This window comes from Pseudomonas sp. S37, assembly GCF_016658545.1.
GTDB lineage: Bacteria > Pseudomonadota > Gammaproteobacteria > Pseudomonadales > Pseudomonadaceae > Aquipseudomonas.
Genome location: NZ_JACVZC010000004.1, coordinates 1 through 23,798 on the forward strand (window position 1 = coordinate 1; position 23,798 = coordinate 23,798).

The 23,798-nt window shown below is 63.1% G+C and carries 24 protein-coding genes and 1 other RNA gene; 17 read left to right on the forward strand and 8 right to left on the reverse strand.

The features are described from left to right. The first annotated feature begins 421 nt into the window (after nt 1–421). The 12 genes from ccoN (at nt 422) to IAE39_RS02535 (ending at nt 12,489) form a co-directional block, all read left to right on the forward strand. Nucleotides 422–1,864, forward strand: a complete 1,443-nt coding sequence (ccoN, locus tag IAE39_RS02480) for a cytochrome-c oxidase, cbb3-type subunit I (protein WP_201199068.1) — start codon at nt 422–424, stop codon at nt 1,862–1,864. Beyond that, nucleotides 1,864–2,472 carry a cytochrome-c oxidase, cbb3-type subunit II gene (gene ccoO, locus IAE39_RS02485; protein WP_003254286.1) on the forward strand — a complete coding sequence of 203 codons (609 nt, stop codon included), beginning with the start codon at nt 1,864–1,866 and terminating at the stop codon, nt 2,470–2,472. Before ccoN ends, ccoO begins: the two co-directional genes overlap by 1 nt. Nucleotides 2,473–2,477: 5 nt before the next feature. Next, on the forward strand, nt 2,478–2,669 hold the full coding sequence (locus IAE39_RS02490; RefSeq protein WP_056801413.1) for a CcoQ/FixQ family Cbb3-type cytochrome c oxidase assembly chaperone: 192 nt from the start codon (nt 2,478–2,480) through the stop codon (nt 2,667–2,669). Then, nucleotides 2,666–3,646, forward strand: a complete 981-nt coding sequence (gene ccoP / locus IAE39_RS02495; RefSeq protein WP_201199069.1) for a cytochrome-c oxidase, cbb3-type subunit III — start codon at nt 2,666–2,668, stop codon at nt 3,644–3,646. The genes IAE39_RS02490 and ccoP overlap by 4 nt, the downstream gene beginning before the upstream one ends. A gap of 309 nt (nt 3,647–3,955) precedes the next feature. Beyond that, complete coding sequence (ccoG, locus tag IAE39_RS02500; protein ID WP_201199070.1) at nt 3,956–5,371, forward strand: cytochrome c oxidase accessory protein CcoG; 1,416 nt, start codon at nt 3,956–3,958, stop codon at nt 5,369–5,371. A gap of 15 nt (nt 5,372–5,386) precedes the next feature. After that, the gene (locus IAE39_RS02505; protein ID WP_201199072.1) at nt 5,387–5,911 is read left to right on the forward strand and encodes a FixH family protein; all 525 of its coding nucleotides are present in this window, start codon (nt 5,387–5,389) and stop codon (nt 5,909–5,911) included. 148 nt (nt 5,912–6,059) lie between these two features. Continuing rightward, nucleotides 6,060–8,534 (forward strand): heavy metal translocating P-type ATPase, encoded by a 2,475-nt coding sequence (locus tag IAE39_RS02510; protein WP_201199074.1) that lies wholly within the window; start codon nt 6,060–6,062, stop codon nt 8,532–8,534. Then, complete coding sequence (gene ccoS, locus IAE39_RS02515) at nt 8,513–8,728, forward strand: cbb3-type cytochrome oxidase assembly protein CcoS (protein ID WP_201199081.1); 216 nt, start codon at nt 8,513–8,515, stop codon at nt 8,726–8,728. The genes IAE39_RS02510 and ccoS overlap by 22 nt, the downstream gene beginning before the upstream one ends. Then, nucleotides 8,721–9,404 (forward strand): sulfite exporter TauE/SafE family protein, encoded by a 684-nt coding sequence (locus tag IAE39_RS02520; protein WP_201199084.1) that lies wholly within the window; start codon nt 8,721–8,723, stop codon nt 9,402–9,404. Before ccoS ends, IAE39_RS02520 begins: the two co-directional genes overlap by 8 nt. A gap of 177 nt (nt 9,405–9,581) precedes the next feature. Next, the gene (hemN, locus tag IAE39_RS02525) at nt 9,582–10,964 is read left to right on the forward strand and encodes an oxygen-independent coproporphyrinogen III oxidase (protein WP_201199086.1); all 1,383 of its coding nucleotides are present in this window, start codon (nt 9,582–9,584) and stop codon (nt 10,962–10,964) included. A gap of 186 nt (nt 10,965–11,150) precedes the next feature. Continuing rightward, entirely contained in the window at nt 11,151–11,885 is a 735-nt protein-coding gene (fnrA, locus tag IAE39_RS02530) for a Crp/Fnr family transcriptional regulator FnrA (protein WP_012273416.1), read from the forward strand. A 55-nt stretch (nt 11,886–11,940) separates the two neighbouring features. Beyond that, nucleotides 11,941–12,489, forward strand: a complete 549-nt coding sequence (locus IAE39_RS02535; RefSeq protein ID WP_201199088.1) for an adenine phosphoribosyltransferase — start codon at nt 11,941–11,943, stop codon at nt 12,487–12,489. A 127-nt stretch (nt 12,490–12,616) separates the two neighbouring features. Here IAE39_RS02535 and recR read toward each other — a convergent pair whose 3' ends face one another. The 3 genes from recR to dnaX form a co-directional block, all read right to left on the reverse strand. Further along, entirely contained in the window at nt 12,617–13,219 is a 603-nt protein-coding gene (gene recR, locus IAE39_RS02540) for a recombination mediator RecR (protein WP_201199090.1), read from the reverse strand. A gap of 300 nt (nt 13,220–13,519) precedes the next feature. After that, complete coding sequence (locus tag IAE39_RS02545; RefSeq protein ID WP_201199092.1) at nt 13,520–13,855, reverse strand: YbaB/EbfC family nucleoid-associated protein; 336 nt, start codon at nt 13,853–13,855, stop codon at nt 13,520–13,522. A 64-nt stretch (nt 13,856–13,919) separates the two neighbouring features. Further along, entirely contained in the window at nt 13,920–15,971 is a 2,052-nt protein-coding gene (gene dnaX / locus IAE39_RS02550; protein ID WP_201199094.1) for a DNA polymerase III subunit gamma/tau, read from the reverse strand. A 121-nt stretch (nt 15,972–16,092) separates the two neighbouring features. Between dnaX and IAE39_RS02555 the strand changes: the two genes are divergently transcribed. Then, complete coding sequence (locus IAE39_RS02555; RefSeq protein WP_201199096.1) at nt 16,093–16,860, forward strand: substrate-binding periplasmic protein; 768 nt, start codon at nt 16,093–16,095, stop codon at nt 16,858–16,860. Between the two features lie 162 nt (nt 16,861–17,022). Here the strand turns inward: IAE39_RS02555 and IAE39_RS02560 are convergent, their stop codons facing one another. Then, nucleotides 17,023–17,298, reverse strand: coding sequence for a hypothetical protein (locus tag IAE39_RS02560; protein WP_201199098.1), 276 nt, complete (start codon nt 17,296–17,298; stop codon nt 17,023–17,025). A 399-nt stretch (nt 17,299–17,697) separates the two neighbouring features. On the opposite strand from IAE39_RS02560, the gene IAE39_RS02565 reads away from it, so the two are divergent. Continuing rightward, complete coding sequence (locus IAE39_RS02565) at nt 17,698–17,877, forward strand: hypothetical protein (protein ID WP_201199100.1); 180 nt, start codon at nt 17,698–17,700, stop codon at nt 17,875–17,877. Nucleotides 17,878–17,891: 14 nt separating this feature from the next. On the opposite strand, the gene IAE39_RS02570 is transcribed toward IAE39_RS02565, so the two are convergent. After that, entirely contained in the window at nt 17,892–18,380 is a 489-nt protein-coding gene (locus tag IAE39_RS02570; RefSeq protein ID WP_201199102.1) for a DUF2938 domain-containing protein, read from the reverse strand. Between the two features lie 82 nt (nt 18,381–18,462). On the opposite strand from IAE39_RS02570, the gene IAE39_RS02575 reads away from it, so the two are divergent. The 3 genes from IAE39_RS02575 to IAE39_RS02585 all read left to right on the forward strand — a co-directional run bounded on the left by IAE39_RS02575 (nt 18,463) and on the right by IAE39_RS02585 (nt 19,643). Continuing rightward, a complete protein-coding gene (locus IAE39_RS02575) occupies nt 18,463–18,909 on the forward strand; it encodes a helix-turn-helix domain-containing protein (RefSeq protein ID WP_201199104.1) in 447 nt (148 codons plus the stop codon). Nucleotides 18,910–19,114: 205 nt separating this feature from the next. Continuing rightward, nucleotides 19,115–19,348, forward strand: coding sequence for a type II toxin-antitoxin system Phd/YefM family antitoxin (locus IAE39_RS02580; protein ID WP_201199331.1), 234 nt, complete (start codon nt 19,115–19,117; stop codon nt 19,346–19,348). Nucleotides 19,349–19,358: 10 nt separating this feature from the next. Next, entirely contained in the window at nt 19,359–19,643 is a 285-nt protein-coding gene (locus tag IAE39_RS02585) for a type II toxin-antitoxin system RelE family toxin (RefSeq protein WP_201199106.1), read from the forward strand. A gap of 101 nt (nt 19,644–19,744) precedes the next feature. Here IAE39_RS02585 and ffs read toward each other — a convergent pair. The 3 genes from ffs to zipA all read right to left on the reverse strand — a co-directional run bounded on the left by ffs (nt 19,745) and on the right by zipA (nt 23,638). Further along, an RNA gene (ffs, locus tag IAE39_RS02590) (signal recognition particle sRNA small type) lies at nt 19,745–19,841 on the reverse strand. Between the two features lie 349 nt (nt 19,842–20,190). After that, nucleotides 20,191–22,521, reverse strand: a complete 2,331-nt coding sequence (ligA, locus tag IAE39_RS02595) for an NAD-dependent DNA ligase LigA (protein WP_201199108.1) — start codon at nt 22,519–22,521, stop codon at nt 20,191–20,193. A gap of 223 nt (nt 22,522–22,744) precedes the next feature. Beyond that, the gene (zipA, locus tag IAE39_RS02600; RefSeq protein WP_201199110.1) at nt 22,745–23,638 is read right to left on the reverse strand and encodes a cell division protein ZipA; all 894 of its coding nucleotides are present in this window, start codon (nt 23,636–23,638) and stop codon (nt 22,745–22,747) included. Nucleotides 23,639–23,798: the final 160 nt, after the last annotated feature.

Here is a 23,798-nt window from a genome sequence, read left to right on the forward strand (position 1 = left end):
CCCCCCCCCCCCCCCCCCCCCCGCGCGCCCCCCCCCCCCCCGGGGGGGGGGGGCCCCCCCGCGAATGGGCTGCATAGCAGCCCTTCCCCCCGCTCCACCCCTCCCTTGCACCCCCTCCGAACAGAACTAAGCTTGTTGCCTCAGCGGGCATCGCTGCGCAAGCACCGATGCAGACGCGGCGCATGGCCTGTCGCCGCTCCCTGAAAAAGCCTGACCGATCGATCAGAAAAAGATGAAAAACGGTACACATTACAAATATTTATTTGTGTACAATCGTTCGGACCCGATCACTGCGGGACATCAGTGAACGGGCCCGGACACGGGTCGGCGTACCAAAGTTGCGTTGCGGTAACCCGGCTGGTTATCAATACTGGCGCCGATTTTTCGACCAACAAGAACATCAAAACCGTGGAACCTTAGAATGAGCACAGCAATCAGTCCGACTGCTTATAACTATAAGGTCGTCCGCCAGTTCGCCATCATGACGGTGGTCTGGGGGATCCTTGGCATGGGCCTCGGCGTCTTCATCGCCTCGCAGCTGGTGTGGCCGCAACTGAACCTGGACCTGCCCTGGACCAGCTTCGGCCGCCTGCGCCCGCTGCACACCAACCTGGTGATCTTCGCCTTCGGGGGCTGTGCGCTGTTCGGCACCAGCTACTACGTGGTGCAGCGCACCTGCCAGACCCGGCTGATCTCCGACAGCATGGCCGCCTTCACCTTCTGGGGTTGGCAGGCGGTAATCGTCGGCGCACTGATCACCCTGCCGATGGGCTACACCACCACCAAGGAATACGCCGAGCTCGAGTGGCCGCTGGCGATTCTGCTGGCCATCGTCTGGGTCACCTACGGGCTGGTGTTCTTCGGCACCATCGTCAAGCGCAAGACCAAGCACATCTATGTCGGCAACTGGTTCTACGGCGCCTTCATCGTGGTTACCGCGATGCTGCACATCGTCAACCACATCTCGCTGCCGGTGAGCCTGTTCAAGTCGTACTCGGCCTACGCCGGTGCCACCGATGCGATGATCCAGTGGTGGTACGGCCACAACGCCGTGGGCTTCTTCCTCACCACCGGTTTCCTGGGGATGATGTACTACTTCGTGCCCAAGCAGGCCGAGCGGCCGATCTACTCGTATCGCCTGTCGATCGTGCACTTCTGGGCGCTGATCACCCTGTACATCTGGGCCGGCCCGCACCACCTGCACTACACCGCTCTGCCTGACTGGGCGCAGTCGCTGGGCATGGTGATGTCGATCATCCTCCTGGCACCCAGCTGGGGCGGCATGATCAACGGCATGATGACCCTGTCCGGCGCCTGGCACAAACTGCGCACCGACCCGATCCTGCGCTTTTTGGTGGTGTCGCTGGCGTTCTACGGCATGTCCACCTTCGAAGGCCCGATGATGGCGATCAAGACCGTCAACTCGCTGTCGCACTACACCGACTGGACCATCGGCCACGTTCACGCCGGTGCCCTCGGCTGGGTGGCGATGATCTCGATCGGTGCGGTGTACCACATGATCCCGCGCCTGTATGGCCGCGAGCAGATGCACAGCGTCGGCCTGATCAACGCGCACTTCTGGCTGGCCACCATCGGTACCGTGCTGTACATCGCCTCGATGTGGGTCAACGGCATCACCCAGGGCCTGATGTGGCGCGCCATCAACGATGACGGCACCCTCACCTACTCGTTCGTCGAAGCCCTGCAAGCCAGCCACCCTGGCTATATCGTCCGCGCCCTGGGCGGTGCGTTCTTCGCCAGCGGCATGCTGCTGATGGCCTACAACGTGTTCCGTACCGTACGTGCCGCCAACCCGGTACAGGCTGAGGAAGCCGCCAAGATCGTCGTTGTGGGAGCGCACTGATGAAGCATGAAGCCGTCGAGAAGAACATAGGCCTGCTGGCCTTCTTCATGGTCATCGCCGTGAGCGTCGGTGGCCTGACCCAGATCGTCCCGCTGTTTTTCCAGGACGTCACCAACAAGCCGGTCGAAGGCATGAAGCCGCGCACCGCACTGGAGCTGGAAGGCCGCGACATCTACATCCGCGAAGGCTGCGTGGGCTGCCACTCGCAGATGATCCGCCCGTTCCGCGCCGAAACCGAGCGCTATGGCCATTACTCGGTGGCCGGCGAAAGTGTATGGGACCACCCGTTCCTGTGGGGCTCCAAGCGCACCGGGCCGGACCTGGCCCGGGTCGGTGGCCGCTACTCCGATGACTGGCACCGCGCGCACCTGTACAACCCGCGCAACGTGGTACCGGAATCGAAGATGCCGTCCTACCCGTGGCTGGTCGAGAACAAGCTCGACGGCAAGGACACCGCGAAGAAGATGGAAGTGCTGCGCACACTCGGCACGCCGTACACCGACGCCGACATTGCCGGCGCCCGTGACGCGGTCAAGGGCAAGACCGAAATGGACGCCATCGTCGCGTACCTGCAGGGTCTTGGCACCATCATCAAGAGCAAACGGTGACGCTGATGGATATCGGGATGATTCGCGGCCTGGGCACCGTCGTGGTGATGGTGGCCTTCGTGGGCCTGGCGCTGTGGGTGTTCAACCCACGGCGTAAAAAGGACTTCGACGAAGCGACCCAACTGCCCTTCGCGGATGACCCCGAGGCCAGCAGGCACGTCGAGCAAGCAAAAGCTTCTGGGAGCAAACAACAATGACAACCTTCTGGAGTCTGTACGTTACCGTCCTGACCCTGGGCACCATCTTCTCGTTGACCTGGCTGCTGCTGTCGACCCGCAAGGGCCAGCGCGAAGAGGTCACCGACGAAACCGTCGGGCATGCCTTCGATGGCATCGAGGAGTACGACAACCCGCTGCCGAAATGGTGGTTCTGGCTGTTCGTCGGCACCATCGTCTTCGCCCTCGGCTACCTGGTGCTGTACCCGGGCCTGGGCAACTGGAAAGGCATCCTGCCCGGCTATTCGTACTTGGATAACGACAAGCAGACCGAGTTTTCCAACGGCCAGCCAGGCTGGACCGGCGTGCACGAGTGGGAAAAGGAAATGGCCAAGGCCGACGCCCGTTTCGGGCCGATCTTCGCCAAGTTCGCCGCCATGCCTATCGAAGAAGTGGCCAAGGACCCGCAAGCACTGAAAATGGGCGCGCGGCTGTTCGCCTCGAACTGCTCGGTGTGCCACGGCTCCGACGCCAAGGGTGCCTTCGGCTTCCCCAACCTGACCGACAACGACTGGCGCTGGGGCGGCGAGCCGGACACCATCAAGACCACCATCATGGGTGGCCGCCATGGCGTGATGCCGGCCTGGGCCGAGGTCATCGGTGACCAGGGTGTGGCTGACGTGGCGGCGTTCGTGGTCAGCAAGCTGGATGGCCGCACGCTGCCGGAAGGCGCCAAGGCCGATGCCGAAAACGGGCAGAAGATCTTCGCCGCCAACTGCGTGGCCTGCCACGGGCCGGAAGGCAAAGGCACGCCGGCCATGGGCGCGCCGAACCTGACCCACCCGCAGGCGTTCATCTACGGTTCGAGCTTTGCCCAGTTGCAGCAGACCATTCGTTATGGCCGCCAAGGGCAGATGCCGGCCCAGGAACAGCTGCAGGGAAATGACAAGGTGCACTTGCTGGCGGCTTATGTTTATAGCCTGTCGCACAAGGACCAGGAGCAAGCCAAGACTGAGTAAGGCAGGCCTGGCCTCTTCGCGGGTAAACCCGCTCCCACAGTGATCGCACAGGTCCTGACGCAATGGGTGAACCTGTGGGAGCGGGTTCACCCGCGAAGAGGCCAGCAAATGCACCACCTGCTGACCTGGATCAATTGACACCCGCCATAACACGTTTAACACCCCAAACCCAACGCGACAAAAGGTCGCATCGCGATCCCATACCGCCATCAGCGGCGTATCATGGACCGCAGAGCGCTAGCAGATTGCGCGAGACTGCGGCCGGCACGCACTGGCCGCGGCGTTTCTCCACTGCCGTGGGACTTGATGATGAGCAAGCAAATTCCGGTACATGACGTCACCCCGCCTGCCAACAAAGGGAAGGATTCCGTCGACCTCTACGCCTCCCGCGAAAAAATCTACACCCGCGCTTTCACCGGCCTGTTCCGTCGCCTGCGCATGGTCGGCGGTGCAGTGCTGTTCCTGCTGTACTTCGGCACCGTCTGGCTGAACTGGGGGGGCCACCAGGCCGTCTGGTGGAACCTGCCAGAACGCAAGTTCTACATCTTCGGCGCCACCATCTGGCCGCAGGACTTCATCCTGCTCTCGGGCATCCTCATTGTCGCCGCCTTCGGCCTGTTCTTCGTCACCGTTTATGCCGGCCGGGTGTGGTGTGGCTACACCTGCCCGCAAAGCGTGTGGACGTGGATTTTCATGTGGTGCGAAAAAGTCACCGAGGGTGACCGCAACCAGCGCATGAAGCTCGACAAGGCGCCCATGAGCGGCAACAAGTTCCTGCGCAAGTTCGCCAAGCACAGCCTGTGGCTGCTGATCGGCTTCGTCACCGGCATGACCTTTGTCGGCTACTTCTCGCCGATCCGTGAACTGGTCATCGAATTCTTCACAGGCCAGGCCGATGGCTGGGCCTATTTCTGGGTCGGGTTCTTCACCCTCGCCACCTATGGCAACGCCGGCTGGCTGCGCGAGCAGGTGTGCGTGTACATGTGCCCTTACGCCCGTTTCCAGAGCGTGATGTTCGACAAGGACACGCTGATTGTCTCGTACGACCCGCGCCGCGGCGAAACCCGTGGCCCGCGCAAGAAAGACGCCGACTACAAGGCCCAGGGCCTGGGTGACTGCATCGACTGCACCATGTGTGTGCAGGTCTGCCCCACCGGCATCGACATCCGCGACGGCCTGCAGATCGAGTGCATCGGCTGCGCCGCCTGCATCGACGCCTGCGACAGCATCATGGACAAGATGAACTACCCCAAAGGGCTGATCAGCTACACCACCGAACACAACCTGTCCGGGCAGAAGACCCACATGCTGCGCCCGCGCCTGATCGGCTATGCCGCCGTGCTGCTGGTGATGATGATCGGCCTGGCCACCGCTTTCGCCACCCGTTCGCTGGTCGGCTTCGACGTCAGCAAGGACCGCGTGCTGTACCGCGAGAACGCCCAGGGCCGAATCGAGAACGTGTACAGCCTGAAGGTCATGAACAAGGACCAGCGCGACCATGTGTACGTGCTGGACGCCGCCGGCCTGCCAGACCTCAAGCTTGAGGGCCAGCGCGAGATTCGCGTGGCCGCCGGTGATATCGTCAGCCTGCCGGTGCAGCTGTCGGTTGCCCCCGAGAAACTGCCATCGACCACCAACGAAATCACCTTCATCCTGAAAAGCGCCGACGACAGTGACGCCCAGGTCGAAGCCAAGAGCCGCTTCATCGGCCCACAGATCCGCTGAGAGAGATAACGCACAATGCCTGCCACCGCCGCCGACCCCTGGTACAAGCACCTCTGGCCCTGGATCATCATCGGTATCCTGACCACCTCGGTGTGCCTGAGCCTGAGCATGGTCAGCATCGCCGTCAGCAACCCGGACAACCTGGTGAACGACAACTACTACGAGGCCGGCAAGGGCATCAACCGCTCGCTGGACCGTGAGCTGCTGGCGCAGAACCTGGGCCTGAAGGCCAGTGTGCACCTGGACGAGCTGACCGGCGAAGTGGACCTGCGCCTGGCCGGCAGCAGCGACCCGCAGAGCCTGGAACTGAACCTGATTTCGCCCACCCAGCCGGACAAGGACCGCAAGGTGGTGCTGAGCCGGGTTGAGACCGGGCGTTATGTGGGGCAGCTGGAAGACAAGGTTGACGGGCGGCGTTTCGTTGAGCTGCTGGGCAGTGAAGGTGGCCAGGTGTGGCGGCTGTTCGAGGAGGAGAAGGTCGAGCATGGCGTGACCTTGCAGCTGGGTGATGAAGCCCTTCAAGGCGCCGAACACCAATAACCGAACCACTACCGCCCCTGTGGGAGCGGGTTTACCCGCGAATGCGTCAGCCCTGAAAACATCATTGCCTGATCTGACGTATTCGCGGGTGAACCCGCTCCCACAGGTACCTCACCCCGCAGGCCGATATGTGTAAGGCAATGATGTGATGACCCAACCCACCCCCTGCTACCACTGCGCCCTGCCCGTCCCTGCCGGCGGCCGCTTCACCGCCGTGGTCCTCGGCCAGCCCCGGCAGTTCTGCTGCCCCGGCTGCCAGGCGGTGGCCGAGTCGATCGTTGCCGGCGGCCTGGAGCATTACTACCAGCACCGCAGCGATAACAGCGCCAACCCCGAAGCCCTGCCCAAACAGCTGCAGGACGAACTGGCCCTGTACGACCGCAGCGATGTCCAGCAAACCTTCGTCCGCCACCAGGGCGAGCTGGCCGAGGCCACCCTGCTGGTCGAAGGCATCAGCTGCGCCGCCTGCGGCTGGCTGATCGAAAAGCACCTGCGCAACCTGCCCGGCGTCGCCGAGGCACGCCTGAACCTGTCCAACCACCGCCTGCTGTTGAATTGGGAGGACAGGCAACTGCCGCTGTCGCGCCTGCTCGCCGAGCTGCGCCAGATCGGCTACGCCGCCCACCCCTACCAGCCCGACCAGGCCGCCGAACAGCTGGCCCGGGAAAACCGCAGCGCCCTGCGCCGCCTGGGCGTAGCCGGGCTGTTGTGGTTCCAGGCCATGATGGCAACCATGGCGACCTGGCCGGAATTCAACATCGACCTGTCACCCGAGCTGCACACCATCCTGCGCTGGGTGGCGCTGTTCCTGACCATCCCCATCGTGTTCTACAGCTGTGCGCCGTTCTTCAAGGGCGCGGCACGCGACCTGCGCACGCGCCACCTGACCATGGACGTTTCGGTGTCGCTGGCCATCGGCCTGGCCTTCGGCGCCGGCATCTGGACCGCCATCACCGGCAGCGGCGAACTGTATTTCGACACCGTGGGCATGTTCGCCCTGTTCCTGCTCACCGGTCGCTACCTGGAACGCCGCGCCCGTGAGCGCACGGCGGCGGCCACCGCGCAACTGGTCAACCTGCTGCCGGCGTCGTGCCTGCGCCTGGACGCCATCGGCCGCAGTGAGCGTATCCTGCTCAGTGAGCTGCACTGCGGCGACACTGTGCAAGTGCTGCCTGGCGCGGTCATCCCCGCCGACGGGCGCATCGTCGAAGGCCGCTCCAGCGTCGATGAGTCGCTGCTGACCGGCGAATACCTGCCACAACCACGGCGGGTGGGCGAACGGGTCACTGGCGGTACGCTGAACGTCGAAAGCACGCTGAATGTGGAAGTCGAAGCCCTTGGCCAGGACTCACGGCTGTCGGCCATCGTCCGCCTGCTGGAGCGCGCCCAGACCGAAAAACCACGCCTGGCAGAAATCGCCGACCGCGCATCGCAGTGGTTCTTGCTGTTCTCGCTGTTGGCCGCCGTCGCCATCGGCCTGTGGTGGTGGCACCTGGACCCGACCCGGGCATTCTGGATCGTGCTGGCGATGCTGGTGGCAACCTGCCCCTGTGCGCTGTCGCTGGCGACGCCAACCGCACTGACCGCGGCCACCGGCACCCTGCACAAGCTCGGGCTGCTGGTCACCCGCGGCCATGTGCTGGAAGGCCTGAACCAGATCGACACGGTCATTTTCGACAAAACCGGCACGCTGACCGAAGGCCGCCTGACCTTGCGTAGCATCCGCCCGCTCGGCAGCCAGGCCGCCGACCGCTGCCTGGCCCTGGCCGCCGCACTGGAAAACCGCTCCGAACACCCCATCGCCCGGGCATTCGGCCGCACCGCCACGCCAGCCGAAGATGTGCAGACCGTGCCCGGCCTTGGCCTGGAAGGGCTGGTTGACGGCCAGCGCCTGCGCATTGGCCAGGCCACCTTCGTCTGCGCCCTGAGCGGCGCAGAAATCCCTGCCGTGCCCGAACCTCGCGGCCAGTGGCTGCTGCTGGGCGACCGCCAGGGGCCCATGGCCTGGTTCGGCCTGGACGACCGCCTGCGCGACGACGCCCCGGCCCTGCTTGCCGCCTGCACGGCGCGCGGCTGGCGTACCCTGCTGCTGTCGGGCGACAGTTCGCCGATGGTGGCCGAAGTGGCTGCGCAACTGGGCATTGACCAGGCCATTGGCGGCCTGCGCCCGGACGACAAGCTGGACCGGCTGAAGGCCCTGCAAGCCGAGGGGCGCAAGGTGCTGATGCTTGGCGACGGGGTCAACGACGTGCCCGTGCTGGCCGCAGCCGACATCAGTATCGCCATGGGCAGCGCCACGGACCTTGCCAAGACCAGCGCCGACGCCGTGCTGCTGTCCAACCGCCTGCAGGCGCTGGTGCAGGCCTTTGAACTGGCCCGGCGTACCCGCCGCAACATCCTCGAGAACCTGCTGTGGGCGACCCTGTATAATGGCCTGATGTTGCCGTTTGCCGCGCTCGGCTGGATCACCCCGGTGTGGGCCGCCATCGGCATGTCGGTCAGCTCGCTGATCGTGGTGCTCAATGCCCTGCGCCTGACCCGCATGCCGCAGGCCACGGCCCTGGCGAAAACCGAAGCACCCCAGCCCGGGAGGAAGTCACCATGCCCGCCCTCTATGTCATGATCCCCGCAGCCCTGCTGCTGGTCGGCGTGGCCGTGTACATTTTCTTCTGGGCAGTGGACAGCGGCCAGTACGACGACCTTGACGGCCCCGCCCACAGCATCCTGTTCGACGACCAGGACCCGCGCCACCAGGCGGCAGTAAAACCAGACGACACCCCGGCCGAAGCCGACAAGGAACCCCCGCCCCGTGCCTGACCTGCTTCCCCTGCTGGGCTCGGCACTGATCCTTGGCCTGCTTGGCGGCGGCCACTGCCTGGGCATGTGCGGCGGCCTGATGGGCGCACTGACCCTGGCCATCCCCCCCGAACAACGCGGCAGGCGCCTGCGCCTGCTGCTGGCGTACAACCTTGGGCGCATTTTCAGCTATGCCTGCGCCGGCCTGCTGCTGGGCCTGGCCGGCTGGGCCGTGGCCAGCAGCCCGGCAGCGCTGGCACTGCGGGTTGTGGCGGCGCTGCTGTTGATTGCCATGGGCCTGTACCTGGCCGGCTGGTGGAGCGGGCTGACCCGTATCGAGGCGCTCGGGCGCGGGCTGTGGCGGCATATACAGCCAGTGGCGTCACGCTTGCTGCCGGTGTCCAGCCTGCCCCGCGCGTTGCTGCTGGGGGCCTTGTGGGGGTGGCTGCCGTGCGGGTTGGTGTACAGCACATTGTTGTGGGCCGCCAGCCAGGGCAATGCCGGGTACAGCACGGCGTTGATGCTGGCGTTCGGGGTGGGGACCTGGCCGGTGCTGCTGGCGACCGGATTGGCGGCTGAACGGGTAAACGCTTTGTTGAGACGGCGCAGTGTGCGGGTGGCTGGCGGGGTGCTGGTGATGCTGTTTGGTATCTGGACCATGCCCGGACCGCACCAGCACTGGTTGATGGGACATTGAGAGCTACAAGCTACAAGCTACAAGCTACAAGCTACAAGCTACAAGCTACAAGATGAAGCCGATCTGCTTTGCTTGCAGCTTGCAGCTCGCGGCTTGGCGCTTGATACAAATCAACACAGATTCCTACAGACGCCCATAGACTCCGGAGCACTGCTGCTCTTTCCGGGGACCGCCCACATGCTCGACGACATTCGTTGGGATACCGACCTGATCCGCCGCTACGATCTCGCCGGGCCACGCTACACCTCCTACCCGACCGCCGTGCAACTGCACAGCGAGGTGGGCTCGTTCGACCTGCTCCACGCCCTGCGCGAGAGCCGTCGGGCGGTGCGCCCGCTGTCGCTTTACGTGCATGTGCCGTTCTGCGCCAACATCTGCTACTACTGCGCCTGCAACAAGGTCATCACCAAGGACCGCGCCCGTGCCGCGCCATACCTGCAGCGCCTGGAGCAGGAAATCCAGCTGGTCGCCTGCCACCTGGACCCTAAACAGCGTGTTGAACAGCTGCATTTCGGCGGCGGTACACCCACCTTCCTCAGCCATGTAGAGTTGCGCCAGCTGATGGCCACCCTGCGCCAGCACTTCCACTTGCTGGACGATGATTCCGGCGACTACGGCATCGAGCTCGACCCGCGAGAGGCCGACTGGTCGACCATGGGCCTGTTGCGCGAGCTGGGCTTCAACCGCATCAGCCTGGGCGTGCAGGACCTTGACCCGGCCGTACAGCGCGCGGTCAACCGCCTGCAGAGCCTGGAGCAAACCCGCACCCTGATCGAGGCAGCGCGCACCTTGCAGTTCCGCTCGGTCAACCTCGACCTGATCTACGGCCTGCCCAAGCAAACCCCGGAAGGCTTTGCCCGCACCGTCGATGAAGTGATCCGCCTGCAACCCGACCGCCTGTCGGTGTTCAACTACGCGCACCTGCCCGAACGCTTCATGCCGCAGCGGCGCATCGACAGCAACGACCTGCCCAGCGCGGCCGCCAAGCTGGAGATGCTGCACGCCACCATCGACCAGCTGACCGCCGCCGGCTACCGCTACATCGGCATGGACCACTTCGCCCTGCCCGACGACGAACTGGCCATCGCCCAGGAAGAAGGCACCCTGCAGCGCAACTTCCAGGGCTACACCACCCACGGGCACTGCGACCTGATTGGCCTGGGTGTGTCGGCCATCAGCCAGATCGGCGACCTGTACTGCCAGAACAGCAGCGACCTCAACACCTACCAGGACAGCCTGTCCAACGCCCAGCTGGCCACCCAGCGCGGCCTGGTCTGCAACGCTGACGACCGCATACGCCGGGCGGTGATCCAGCAGTTGATCTGCCATTTCGAGCTGGATTTCGAGCCGATCGAACAGGCCTTCACGATTGATTTCCGTGGCTACTTCAACGACCTCTGGCCCGAACTGCTGACCTTGCAGCGCGACGGCCTGATCAGCCTGGACGACAAGGGCATCCGCATCCTCCCGGCCGGCCGCCTGCTGGCGCGCTCGGTGTGCATGGTGTTCGACGCCTACCTGGCCATGCAGAACCGCCAGCGTTTCTCGCGGGTGATCTGAGCACCGAGGCGTTCAACCGCATGGACAAGCCTCCTGGCCAGGCACACTATGGGCGTACAAGGACTCCCGGCAGGCCGCCTGCCGGGGTTTCGCCAGCGCGCACCATCATCGCGCACACTGGCCTACACCCTGTGTCGTGAGTTACCCTTACGACTTATGTGTGCTTTCCCACAAGGATCGATTCAAATGTCCGAGCCAGTCAAACTGCGCCCACACAACCAGGCCCACTGCAAGGATTGCAGCCTGGCCCCCCTGTGCCTGCCTCTTTCGCTGAACCTGGAAGACATGGATGCACTGGATGAAATCGTCAAACGGGGGCGCCCACTGAAAAAAGGCGAGTTCCTGTTCCGCCAGGGTGACAATTTCGGCTCGGTCTACGCAGTACGTTCCGGCGCCCTGAAAACCTTCAGCCTCAGCGACAGCGGCGAAGAGCAGATCACCGGCTTCCACCTGCCCAGCGAGCTGGTCGGCCTGTCGGGCATGGACACCGAAGCCTACCCGGTATCGGCCCAGGCGCAGGAAACCACCTCGGTCTGCGAGATCCCCTTCGAGCGCCTGGACGAGCTGTCGGTACAACTGCCACAGCTGCGCCGCCAGCTGATGCGGGTAATGAGCCGGGAAATCCGCGACGACCAACAAATGATGCTGTTGCTGTCGAAGAAGACCGCCGACGAACGCATTGCCACCTTCCTCGTCAACCTGTCGGCACGCTTCCGCGCCCGTGGCTATTCGGCCAACCAGTTCCGCCTGAGCATGTCGCGCAACGAAATCGGCAATTATCTGGGCCTGGCGGTGGAAACCGTGTCACGGGTATTCACCCGCTTCCAGCAAAACGGCCTGTTGCGCGCAGAAGGCAAGGAAGTGCACATCCTCGACCCGATCCAGCTGTGTGCGCTGGCCGGTGGTGCAATCGAGGCCTGAGGCCGGTATTTAGCGGGTATACTTGGGCATTCGTTTCCCCAGGATACCCGCAACAATGCACAGCGACGCCTTCGACCTCAAAGCCCTGATCCGCCCGGTGGTGGACTTCCCCAAACCGGGCGTGATCTTCCGCGACATCACCCCGCTGTTCCAGTCGCCGCGCGGGCTGCGCTATGTGGCCGACCAGTTCATCGAGCGCTATGTCGAGGCTGAGTTCAGCCACATTGGTGCAATGGACGCGCGTGGCTTTTTGATCGGCTCGATCATTGCCCACCAGCTGAACAAGCCACTGATCCTGTTCCGCAAGCAAGGCAAGCTGCCGGCTGACGTGCTGAGCGAGGGTTACCAGACCGAGTACGGCGAAGCCTTCCTGGAAGTGCATGCCGACAGCCTGTGTGAAGGCGACTCGGTGCTGATCTTCGATGACCTGATCGCCACTGGCGGTACCCTGCTGGCGGCGGCCAACCTGGTACGCCGCACCGGGGCGCAGGTGTTCGAGGCGGCGGCGATCATTGATTTGCCCGAGCTGGACGGGTCGCGCCGGTTGCAGGCGACTGGGGTGCCTACCTTCTGCCTGACCGAGTTTTCCCTCAGCGAGTATTGAGCATTCCGGGGCAACGCTGAACCTGTGGGAGCGGGTTAACCCGCGAAGAACCCAACGCGGTATATGGCACCGGCTGCGCCGGTGTTCGCGGGTAAACCCGCTCCCACAGGGCCCCAACAATTCCGGATCAGAGCGAAATCGGCCGCCGCCCGGCAAAGGCATGGGCCAAAGTCCCACCATCCACCATCTCCAGCTCGCCCCCCAGCGGTACGCCATGGGCAATCCGCGAAGCCACCAGCCCCTTCTCGTTCAGCAACTGCGCTATGTAATGCGCCGTCGCCTCGCCTTCCACCGTCGGGTTGGTCGCCAGGATCACTTCGGTAAAGGTGCCCTGCTCTTCGATGCGCGCCATCAGCTGCGGAATGCCGATTGCCTCCGGCCCCAGGCCGTCCAGCGGCGACAGGTGGCCCTTGAGCACGAAGTAACGGCCACGGTAGCCGGTCTGCTCCACGGCATACACATCGGTCGGCCCCTCGACCACGCACAGCTGGGTGTCGTCACGGCGCGGGTCGGCGCACTGCGGGCACAGCTCCTGCTCGGTGAGGGTGCGGCATTGGCGGCAATGCCCGACCCCTTCCATGGCCTGGGTCAAAGCCTGGGCCAGGCGCAGGCCGCCGCTGCGGTCACGCTCAAGCAACTGCAGGGCCATGCGCTGGGCGGTTTTCTGACCGACACCTGGCAGGATGCGCAGGCCGTCGATCAGTTGGCGGATGAGGGGGCTGAAGCTCATGGGGAAGGCCTGACAATTCAATAAGAGGCGGTTTATACCCAGCGGGGGCGGTGGCGTCAAATCCACCTCTGGCCCTACGCCGTCCGTGTAGGAGCGGCCTTGTGTCGCGATGGGGCGCGCAGCGGCCCCAGGATTGCAGCTTCGCAGCATAAGTTGCTGGGGCTGCTTTGCAGCCCTATCGCGACACAAGGCCGCTCCTACAGGGACCGCGTCGGGTTCAAGAATAATGACCACAGCGGCGGCGAGTACGCACAAAAAAACCGCCGCTGTTGTCAGCGGCGGTTTCGGTAGCGCAATGCCTTAGAACGGCATCTTGAAGCCCGGCGGCAGCTGCATGCCAGCGGTCATGCCGCCCATTTTCTCCTGGCTGCTCTGCTCGACCTTGCGCACGGCGTCGTTCAACGCAGCGGCGATCAGGTCTTCCAGCACTTCCTTGTCGTCTTCTTCAGTCGACATCAGGCTCTGGTCGATGCTGACGCGCTTGACGTCGTGACGACCGGTCATCACCACGCTCACCAGGCCGCCACCGGACTGGCCGGTGACTTCGGCGTTGGCCAGCTCTTCCTGCATCTTCTGCATCTTTTCCTGCATCTGCTGGGCCTGCTTCATCAGGCCGGCCATGCCACCTTTCATCATGGGGGTATACCTCGATTGGGTCATGTGATGCGGCCCGGCACCGGGCCGGCCGCATGGTTATCCGTTACTGGCCCTGATGGGTCAGGGCTTCTACAGGCTCAATAGTATCCTGCCGCACCTTGGCACCGAACAACTTGATCATCTGCTGGATCAACGGATCCTGCTCGATCGAGGTGACGGCGTCCTGCTGGCGCTCGGCACGCTTGCGCGACGCTGCCTGGGCCGGGGTTTCCTGCTCGGGCAGGATCAGCTCGATACGCAGGTTCAGCGTGCGCCCCAGGTGCTGATTGAGCGCCTCGTTCAGGCGCCGCTGCTGGGTGGCGTTGAACAGCGCGCCCTGGCCAGGGTCCAGGTGCAGCAGCCAGTCGTCGCCCTCGGCGGCAATCAGCGTACAGTTTGCCGCGATGTTGCCTGTCATCCCGGACACAGGCAACTGCGGGAATAATTCCAGCCATTGCAGGGCAAGACCCGTGGCCGGCTTGGCTGCCGGCAGCGGTTCGGCTGCAGGCTTGGGCGCCTCTTCCTGAACGTGCTCGGCCAGCTCGTCCAGGTAGCTGAAACCGACCGGGTCGCTTTCACCGTCGTAATAGTCGTCGTCCAGCGGCGGCTCGTCGTCGCGGTCCATGCCTACGGCAGCGTAGGCCGACGGGTCGAACGGTGGCGCATCATGCATCACAGGCGCTGGCTGCGGGGCTGCCGCCTGCTCTGCCACAGGCTGGACGGGCGCAGGCTCAACTGCCGCCACCGGATCTTCCCATGGCAGGTCGACGACCTCGGCAACTGGCTCGGGGATCGAGATGGCCTCGATTTCGGCCTTCAGCTCAGTGTCGGGTTCCAGCTCCGGCTCATGGTCGACCGTCGCAGGCGGGGGCACCACCAGTTGCGGGGCAGCCACCGCAGCTTCAGGCGCCGCAGCCTCGACAGGGGGCGGCGCCACGGCAACCGCCGGTGCTGCCACCGGCATCGCAGGATCAGCTGTGGCCTGGCTGATCCCCACTGGCTTTAGCACCGGTTTCGGCGCGTCGTCAGTGTCGGCCGGGCGGAACGCCAGCATGCGCAGCAGGACCATTTCAAAGCCGCCACGCGGGTCCGGCGCCAAGGGCAAATCGCGACGGCCGATCAGGCCCATCTGGTAATAGAACTGCACGTCCTCGGCCGGCAGCGCCTGGGCCAGCGCCAGCACCCGGTCACGATCGCCCTGGCCGTTGTCCACGGCCTCCGGCAGCGCCTGGGCAATGGCCACACGGTGTAGCACGTTGAGCATCTCGGCCAGCACACCAGCCCAGTCCGGCCCCTGCTCGGCCAGGTTGCGCACGGCCTCCAGCAAGGCTCGGGCATCGCCTTCAAGCAGCGCCTGCAGCACACCATAGACCTGGCCATGATCAAGGCTGCCAAGCATGGCCCGCACATCGGCGGCCATTACCTTGCCCTCACCAAAGGCGATGGCCTGGTCGGTCAGGCTCATGGCATCACGCATCGAGCCGTCAGCGGCGCGGCCCAGCAACCACAGGGCATCGGCCTCGAAAGGCACGTTTTCAGCGGCCAGCACGTGGCTGAGGTGCTCCACTACCCGCTCCGGGCTCATGTTCTTCAGCGAGAACTGCAAGCAACGCGACAGGATGGTGGCCGGCAGCTTCTGCGGGTCGGTGGTGGCGAGGATGAACTTGACGTAGGGCGGCGGCTCTTCCAGCGTCTTCAGCAAGGCGTTGAACGAGTGGGTCGAGAGCATGTGCACTTCGTCGATCAGGTAGACCTTGAAGCGCCCACGGCTTGGGGCGTACTGCACGTTGTCGAGCAGTTCGCGGGTGTCTTCGACCTTGGTGCGGCTGGCGGCGTCGATCTCGATCAGGTCGACGAAGCGGCCCTCGTCGATCTCCCGGCACACCGAACAGGTGCCGCATGGCGTGGAGGTGATGCCGGTTTCGCAGTTCAGGCACTTGGCGATGATACGGGCGATAGTGGTCTTGCCCACGCCGCGGGTACCGGTGAACAGGTAGGCGTGGTGCAGGCGCTGGTTGTCCAAGGCATTGATCAAGGCCTTGAGCACATGGGTCTGGCCGACCATTTCGCGGAACGAGCGCGGACGCCATTTACGTGCAAGAACCTGATAACTCATCGAAAAACCATCGTAGCCTGATCGAGCGGAAGATCGCTAATGCTAGCGGAGCGGGGGCAAAATTGCACCCTGCGCGAGTCGTCTAAGCTTTGATACTGGCGCTATCCAGGGAGGACTGCCATTGCGAACACTGCTGGCCCTGTTGCTGCTCTGGACCACCTCCAGCCTGGCTGAGCAGCCCGTGCTGCGTTTTTCTGTCGCCGAAAGCTGGGGCATGCCACTGGTGCGCATCGAAGGCGACCAGCCGGTGGAAGGCCTGGTGTACGACCTGATGCAAGCCATGGCCAGGGAAGTCGGCGTACGCCCGGAGTTTCACGTCATGGCCCGCCTGCGCTTGCAGGAGGCCATGAACAGCGGCGATATCGATGTGCGCTGCTATGTGAGCACCCAGTGGTTCAACGACCGCCCGGGCGATTTTGTCTGGAGCATCCCGCTGCTTCACCAGCGCGACCTGCTGGTGGGGCGCGTCGGCGACAGCACACCGATGCCGCCGGAGCAACTGCCGCCCCAGGCTATCGGCACGGTGCTGGGCTACACCTACTCGACCCTGCAACCGCTGCTGGACCAAGGCCGGCTGCGCCGCGAGGACAGCCGCAGCCAGTTGCTGGTACTGCAGAAGCTGCAGGCCGGGCGCTACCGGCATGCGGTGAGCAACCAGCTGTCGTTGCAGTGGTTCAATCAAGGTCAGCCGGCAGATCGGCAGTTGCAGACGCTGGCAGTGCTGGAGGAACAGGACCTGGGGTGCATGGTACGCAATGACCCGGCGATACCGACCCAAGGGCTGCTGCGGGCGCTGGTGCGCATGAAGCAGTCGGGGGAGATCGAGCGGATTGTGCAGCGGTATGGGGGGATGGGTTACGGCGACAACACCTCTGTAGCTCGCCCCTGACCCCTGACCCATAACCTCAAAGATGGCGCGATCACTGTGGGAGCGGCTTTAGCCGCGAACACCGGCGCAGCCGGTGCCATGCGCCGCGTTGGATTCTTCGCGGCTAAAGCCGCTCCCACAGGATTGCGCGGCGCACTGATGATTTCTATTGCACGCTCAAAATCACTGGCCTTTGCGCTCAAACGCCAGACTGACAGCATCCGCCTGCCCCCAGGCAATCTGCATGGCCCGCAACCCATGCTCCAGCAACTGCCGCGTCTCTTCGTCCTCGATACGTTCCAGCGCACGCCGGCTATCGCTATAGGCAAACATCAGGTAGTGGGTGACGTTCATCAGCGCAAACTCCATCGGCACGATGCCTTCGTGGATGGCGCGGGAAAGGGATTTACCTTGGGGAAGGTCGAAAACGTGGGGTGGATCGGGGACCAGTTTTTTCATGACAGCTCCGTGTTGGCTGTGTTGTTCCCTTCTGCTTCCACGCATTAGGGTGGCAACTGTACGCGGGGTGGAAGACCAGGCACACGGTAGACCCGGCAGGTACGAATACCTCCCGCGCACAGCCGCCATAAATGACAACTGTCCCGTGTGCCGCCCAGGCTTCCACACCCGATCGCTGAACCGACAGCGACCGCAAAAGCCTAGTGGGCGGGGTTTCCCGGGACAATCAGACGGGAGTCGACGCAGATCGTAGGATAATTCGCTGCAATTATCTGTCCCGTAGGAGTTTTCTCAGGCGAATGTCAGATCCGTCTAAAAACACACCGCGCCTGCAAATATCAACGCCATCGCAGGCATCATGCCCCAAGCTCTCATTCACCCAGCCACAAGGAATCGCGAATGCGCCGTGCCACCAAAACTCCCACTGAAAACTCGCAGAGTGAAGCCAAGATGCTCAACGAGGAGTTGCGCAAGCTCAGAACATCTTCACCGTGGACCGGCGTACTCCTGTTCTACCTCGGCGCCGCCTCTGCAGCAGTAATGCTGATAGCTGGTGTATTGATTGCGCGCTGGCTCTGAGCTGATCCACTGCCTCATACAAAAGCCAGCAAACCCGCACTCAGGAACAACCCCACACCAAACACAAAATGCGTGGCCAGGCTCTTCACGCAGTTACGCGCAGGCGTCGGTGTCTTCGACGCAAAGAACCCCGCCCCCATGGCCGGCTGCATGAAACCTAACGGTGCCACAACCGTGGCCATACCCACCACCACCGCAGGCAACAAGGTAGGCGCCAGCAACCAGCCCTCCCACACGATCGCAACCAGCAGCATCGCGAATAGCACGCCGATGGCGTAATGAATCCCCCATCCCCACGCCAGTTCATTTCGTACCGGTTCGGCTTTGGCAATCGCCTGATGCCGCACACACCCGCGCAGCAAATGCCCGGCCCAACGCCCGACCATGGCGAAATTCAACGTGGCAACACCCAACCGCCTCAACAGCAACCCCCACAAGTCCATCACCACCGTGGCACCGATGCCAATCGGCAAGGCCGCTGAAAACATCGCAATAAACGTCATTGAAAAATCCCCCGTAGATTGACTGTCATCACCATGCCGCGCAGCATAGAAGTTGAAGTCAACTTCAAGTCAAGGGCCCGGAATGGATATTGCCGACGTCGCCAAGCGCACAGGTGTACCCGCCTCGACACTGCGTTACTACGAGAAGAAAGGGTTGCTCAAATCACTCGCTGGGCACGGCCAGCGGCGGCAGTTCGCAGCTGATGTGGCAGACCGCCTGGCGCTGATTGCGCTGGGCCAGGCTGCGGGGTTCTCGCTGGATGAAGTAGGGGCGATGCTGGTGGACTTGCAGGTCGACCGGCAGAAGCTGCTACACAAAGCCGATGAACTGGATGCACGGATCAGGCGCTTGCAGGCGATGAGCAAAGGTTTGCGACATGCGGCGCAGTGCCCTGAGGAAGATCATCTGGCCTGCCCGAAATTCCAGCGGCTGATGAAGCTGTCGGCGGCAGGGGCATTGAGCAACAAAAATAGCAGGGGCAAAGTAATCATTGAGAAGCACCAAGGCACCGCAAGCGAACGCCCCTAGCTGGAGCCGCTAATCCAGTGCCGCAGAGCTTGCATTGTTTTACGCACTATTTTACGTATACTCAGCAATGCAATGCGACGTGAGCGACTCAGACATCGATACTGATATCGAAACTGATTGCTCACACCAACCTACTGACAAGTCGAGGCAAAAGCGCATGAGTGCACTCCTAGACCGCGCTGAACAGGCAGTATCCGCCACAGCAATGGTCCGAGGCTTCAGTGCGAAACTGAAGGAGGTTACCAGCGGCGACGTAAGCCATCTGGTGATTTTCAAGGACAACGAACCAGCAGCTGTGCTGGTGGGAGTCGAAGCCTACCAAGCCCTGCAGGACGAACTTGAGGACCTTCGTGCTGAACTCTTGGCCATTGAACGCATGGCCACACTAGACGATAAGACCACCGTGAGCCTTGAGGACATGGAGGCTCGCTTCAAGTAGGCAAGAACCCATGATTTGGAGCGTCCGGTTTCACCCAGAGGTCGAGCAAGATCTTGTTCTGTTAGGCAAGGCCGAGGCAAAACGGGTCCTGAAAGTTATCCGAGAGCGGATCGTTGAAGGAGAGCCGGACAAGATCGGCAAACCGCTTCGGGGAGCACTCGCAGGTCATCGTCGCATTCGGACCGGCGACATTCGCATCGTCTACAGAATCGAAGGCAGCGAGATAGTGCTGATTCTATGCTTGGGAGCTCGACGAAATGATGAAGTCTATGAGACTGCAAACAGGCGAGTTTGAGGCTTGGCCAATGCTTGAGCAGGATTGCGACGTAGAAGATGAGCAAGGAACGTTGCTACAACGTTAGGCCTTGAGAATTCAAGGACCTGAAATGGAGGCGGCCCCACCAGCCACACCCCGGCACTCGATGTTCCCGCTATGGCTGCTCCCTTCCGGGCCTGACCAGGTTAACGGGTAATCAATGCGGGGGGACCGATGGGGCCACCACTACATGCCTCGCTGAGCAGCGAGTGGCGCCATTGTACCGGTCTTGGGGGCAGATACAACCTCTGGGTGGAGAAAAAGTCATCATTTCTCAATGACTTGTCCGGGTTGGGGTGGCAGGGCTGGCGTATTCGCGGGTGAACCCGCTCCTACAAGGATCGCGTATGCCTGAGCAGATGCGCGATCCTTGTAGGAGCGGGTTTACCCGCGAAGCAGACGGCGCGGTGGATGGCACCGGCTTTGCCGGTGTTCGCGGCTGAAGCCGCTCCCACAAGGGAGCACGCAGGCTTTTCAAATGTTGAGCAAGACAGTTCCACATTGACCGTGCAAGCCCGGGCAGCTTTTAGACGGTGATGCCCTGCTCGGCCAGGAAGACGACGAAGGCATCTTCGTCCAGCACCTTTACGCCCAATTCGCTGGCCTTGGCCAGCTTCGACCCTGCCCCCGGCCCTGCCACCACGCAGTGGGTCTTGCCAGAAACCGAACCGGCCACCTTGGCCCCCAGGCTTTCCAGCTTGTCCTTGGCAATGTCGCGGCTCATGCGTTCCAGGGTACCGGTCAGCACCCAGGTCTGACCGGCCAGCGGCAGGCCTTCGGCGACTTTCTTCTCGCTGCTCCAATGCATGCCGAATGCCAGCAACTGCGCTTCGATGTCCCGCGCCAGTTTCTGGTTGGCTTCATCCTTGAAGAACTCGCGCACCGAATCCGCCTGCTTGGCTGCCAGGGCCTGGCGCAGGTCGATGCCGTCGGCAGCGATGATCTTGTCCAGGCTGTCGAGCTTGGCCACAAGCTTTTCGGCACCAGTCGGACCGACCGAGGCGATGTCGAGCTTGGCGATCATGCCGGCCAGGGTGGTGCTGGCGGCGAATTCGGCAGCCAGCTCGCCTTCGTCCTGCAGCTGCATGCCGCTATCGAGCAGTTGCTGGATCACCTTCTGGTTATGCTCGTCTTCGAAGAAGTTGTGGATCTCGTAAGCGACTTCCAGGCCGATGTCCGGCAGGTAAGTCAACACCTGCGGCAATGCCTGCTGCACGCGCGCCAGGCTGCCCAGCGAGCGGGCCAATACCTTGGCGGTCTCTTCGCCTACATCCGGGATACCCAGGGCATAGATGAAGCGCGCCAGGCTCGGGCGCTTGCTGGCTTCAATGGCATCGAGCAGCTTCTGGGTAGACACCTCGGCGAAGCCTTCCAGGCCAACTACCTGCTCGAACTGCAACTTGTACAGGTCCGCCGGCGAGCCGATCAGGCCTTCGTCCACCAGTTGCTCGACGCTCTTTTCACCCAGGCCATCGATGTCCATGGCACGCCGCGATACATAGTGAATGATCGCCTGCTTGAGCTGGGCGCCACAGGCCAGGCGGCCGACGCAGCGGTACACCGCACCTTCGCTGGTGGTTTCCTTGCCTTTGCTGCGCTTGACCAGTTGGGTGCGCTCGACCTGCGAGCCGCACACCGGGCACTCGCTGGGCACCGCTACCGGGCGAGCATCTTCCGGACGACGCTCCAGCACCACCTGCATCACCTGCGGGATCACGTCACCGGCGCGGCGAATGATCACCGTGTCGCCAATGCGCAGGCCCAGGCGGGCGATTTCGTCCATGTTGTGCAGGGTGGCGTTGGACACGGTCACACCCGCCACCTTGACCGGCTTCAGGCGCGCCACCGGGGTTACCGCGCCGGTACGGCCGACCTGGAACTCGACGTCCAGCACCTCGGTCAGCTCTTCCATGGCCGGGAACTTGTGGGCAATCGCCCAGCGCGGCTCACGGGCGCGGAAGCCCAGCTCACGCTGGGCGGCCAGGCTGTTGACCTTGAACACGACGCCATCGATTTCATACGGCAGGCTGTTGCGTCGCTCGCCGATGTCGCGGTAGTAATCCAGGCATTCTTCGATCCCCGCCGCATGCTTGAGCTCGCGGCTGATCGGCATGCCCCAGGCCTTGAGCTGCTCAAGGATGCCGATATGGCTGTCGCCGATGCTCTCGGACAACTGGCCGACGCCATAGCAGCAGAACTCCAATGGGCGGCTGGCGGTTATTTTCGAATCCAGTTGGCGCAGGCTGCCGGCGGCGGCGTTACGCGGGTTGGCGAAGGTCTTGCCGCCAGCTTGGGCCTGGGCGGCATTGAGCCGGTCGAAACCGGCCTTGCTCATGTATACCTCGCCACGCACTTCCAGCACCGCCGGCCAGCCCTCGCCTTGCAACTTGAGCGGGATGTTGCGCACGGTGCGCACGTTGGCGCTGATGTCTTCGCCAGTGGTGCCATCGCCGCGGGTGGCGCCCTGCACCAGCTGGCCGTCGCGGTAGAGCAGGCTCACGGCCAGGCCGTCGAGTTTGGGTTCGCAGCTGTAGTCGACTGCACCAGGCTGGTCGAGGCCTTCCACCACCCGGCGACCGAACTCGCGCAGGTCGGCTTCTTCGAAGGCGTTGCCCAGGCTGAGCATGGGTACTTCGTGGCGTACCTGGCTGAATGCGGCCAGCGCCGTACCGCCGACGCGCTGGGTGGGCGAGTCGGGGGTTACCAGGTGCGGGTGTTCGGCCTCAAGCGCCTTGAGTTCGTTGAACAGGCGGTCGTATTCGGCATCGGGCACGCTCGGCTCGTCGAGCACGTAGTAGCGGTAGTTGTGCTGGTCGAGCTCGGCACGCAGTTCGTGGATACGGGTTTCGGCGGTCATGGGATTTGTCTTCTCTTGCAAAGCAAAAGAGCAGCCTGGGGGTGGTGCATGGGGTTCAAGGTATTTGTAGCCTGTGCTGGCCTCTTCGCGGGTGAACCCGCTCCTACAAGGGCATCACACGCCTCAATGTAGGAGCGGGTTTACCCGCGAAGAGGCCGGCACAGGCCAAAACGATACCCGAACCGACCAGCACGCCCTCAGGCTGCTCTTTCGTCTGGATCTGTCAGCGCTTCTGGGTCAGCGCGCGGCGCTCGAACTCGACGATGCGCTGGCGGTAGTGTTCGATGGTCTGGGCGGTCAGCACGCTGCGCTGGTCGTCCTTGAGCTCACCGTTCAGTTCATGCGCCAGCTTGCGCGCCGCAGCCACCATCACGTCGAAGGCCTGCTTCGGATGACGCGGGCCCGGCAGGCCGAGGAAGAAGCTCACCGCACGGGTGCTGAAGTGGTCGATGTCGTCCAGGTCGAACACGCCAGGCTTGACCGCGTTGGCCATGGAGAACAGCACTTCGCCGTGACCGGCCATGCTTTCGTGGCGGTGGAAGATGTCCATTTCGCCGAAACGCAGGCCGCTTTCGAGAATGTTCTGCAGCAACGCCGGGCCCTTGAAGCCGCCTTCGTCGCGGGAGATCACGCTGATCACCAGCACTTCTTCGGCCGGCGGCAGGTCCTTGACGCTGCTGCTGGCAGACGGCGCAGCATTGCCCCGGGTATTGTCGGCGGCAAAATCGTCGTCACTGTCGGCAAACAGGTCGGGCTCGCGCGGCTCGGCGCTCAAATTCAGGTCGCCCTGCTGCACATCGGCAGCCGCGGTGGCACGCTTGGCACGTTTGCTGGCCTTGGCCGGCTTCGGCTCACGCTCGCGATCACGCGCAGAAGCGCTGAGCGACGGCAGGTCGCTTTCGTCCAGCTCAGGCTCCTTGTGGTTATCCAGCACCCGCGACGGCCCGAGTACTTCGGCACTGCCGCCCTCTTCGTCCGGCAGGTTGGAATAACTGCGGTCCAGACGGAATTTCAACTTGCCTTTGCCGCCGCGCATGCGGCGCCAGCCGTCGAAAAGAATACCGGCAATGACAATGATGCCGATGACGATCAGCCACTCGCGCAGACCGATTTCCATGTAATCCCGTGCCTCTATAAAAATATGCTTGAAAACAAAGGGTTCAAAGCCCTTTAACACGTGGCGCCAACTCTATGTTCTGACAGGCGTTTTACCCACGCAAAAAACGAGTGACATTAAGCTAGCACGACCAAAGACAACTTTACACCGTCTGTCGCAC

Coding starts and splice junctions, on each gene's coding strand:
- ccoP (WP_201199069.1), top strand. CDS start 2,666: ATGACAACCTTCTGGAGTCTGTACGTTACCGTCCTGACCCTGGGCACC.
- IAE39_RS02585 (WP_201199106.1), top strand. CDS start 19,359: ATGATTTGGAGCGTCCGGTTTCACCCAGAGGTCGAGCAAGATCTTGTT.
- ligA (WP_201199108.1), bottom strand. CDS start 22,521: ATGACCGCCGAAACCCGTATCCACGAACTGCGTGCCGAGCTCGACCAG.
- IAE39_RS02535 (WP_201199088.1), top strand. CDS start 11,941: ATGCACAGCGACGCCTTCGACCTCAAAGCCCTGATCCGCCCGGTGGTG.
- dnaX (WP_201199094.1), bottom strand. CDS start 15,971: ATGAGTTATCAGGTTCTTGCACGTAAATGGCGTCCGCGCTCGTTCCGC.
- IAE39_RS02510 (WP_201199074.1), top strand. CDS start 6,060: ATGACCCAACCCACCCCCTGCTACCACTGCGCCCTGCCCGTCCCTGCC.
- IAE39_RS02545 (WP_201199092.1), bottom strand. CDS start 13,855: ATGATGAAAGGTGGCATGGCCGGCCTGATGAAGCAGGCCCAGCAGATG.
- fnrA (WP_012273416.1), top strand. CDS start 11,151: ATGTCCGAGCCAGTCAAACTGCGCCCACACAACCAGGCCCACTGCAAG.
- IAE39_RS02570 (WP_201199102.1), bottom strand. CDS start 18,380: ATGACGTTTATTGCGATGTTTTCAGCGGCCTTGCCGATTGGCATCGGT.
- ccoN (WP_201199068.1), top strand. CDS start 422: ATGAGCACAGCAATCAGTCCGACTGCTTATAACTATAAGGTCGTCCGC.
- recR (WP_201199090.1), bottom strand. CDS start 13,219: ATGAGCTTCAGCCCCCTCATCCGCCAACTGATCGACGGCCTGCGCATC.
- ccoO (WP_003254286.1), top strand. CDS start 1,864: ATGAAGCATGAAGCCGTCGAGAAGAACATAGGCCTGCTGGCCTTCTTC.
- IAE39_RS02580 (WP_201199331.1), top strand. CDS start 19,115: ATGGTCCGAGGCTTCAGTGCGAAACTGAAGGAGGTTACCAGCGGCGAC.
- IAE39_RS02575 (WP_201199104.1), top strand. CDS start 18,463: ATGGATATTGCCGACGTCGCCAAGCGCACAGGTGTACCCGCCTCGACA.
- hemN (WP_201199086.1), top strand. CDS start 9,582: ATGCTCGACGACATTCGTTGGGATACCGACCTGATCCGCCGCTACGAT.
- IAE39_RS02505 (WP_201199072.1), top strand. CDS start 5,387: ATGCCTGCCACCGCCGCCGACCCCTGGTACAAGCACCTCTGGCCCTGG.
- ccoG (WP_201199070.1), top strand. CDS start 3,956: ATGAGCAAGCAAATTCCGGTACATGACGTCACCCCGCCTGCCAACAAA.
- IAE39_RS02490 (WP_056801413.1), top strand. CDS start 2,478: ATGGATATCGGGATGATTCGCGGCCTGGGCACCGTCGTGGTGATGGTG.
- IAE39_RS02565 (WP_201199100.1), top strand. CDS start 17,698: ATGCGCCGTGCCACCAAAACTCCCACTGAAAACTCGCAGAGTGAAGCC.
- IAE39_RS02560 (WP_201199098.1), bottom strand. CDS start 17,298: ATGAAAAAACTGGTCCCCGATCCACCCCACGTTTTCGACCTTCCCCAA.
- ccoS (WP_201199081.1), top strand. CDS start 8,513: ATGCCCGCCCTCTATGTCATGATCCCCGCAGCCCTGCTGCTGGTCGGC.
- zipA (WP_201199110.1), bottom strand. CDS start 23,638: ATGGAAATCGGTCTGCGCGAGTGGCTGATCGTCATCGGCATCATTGTC.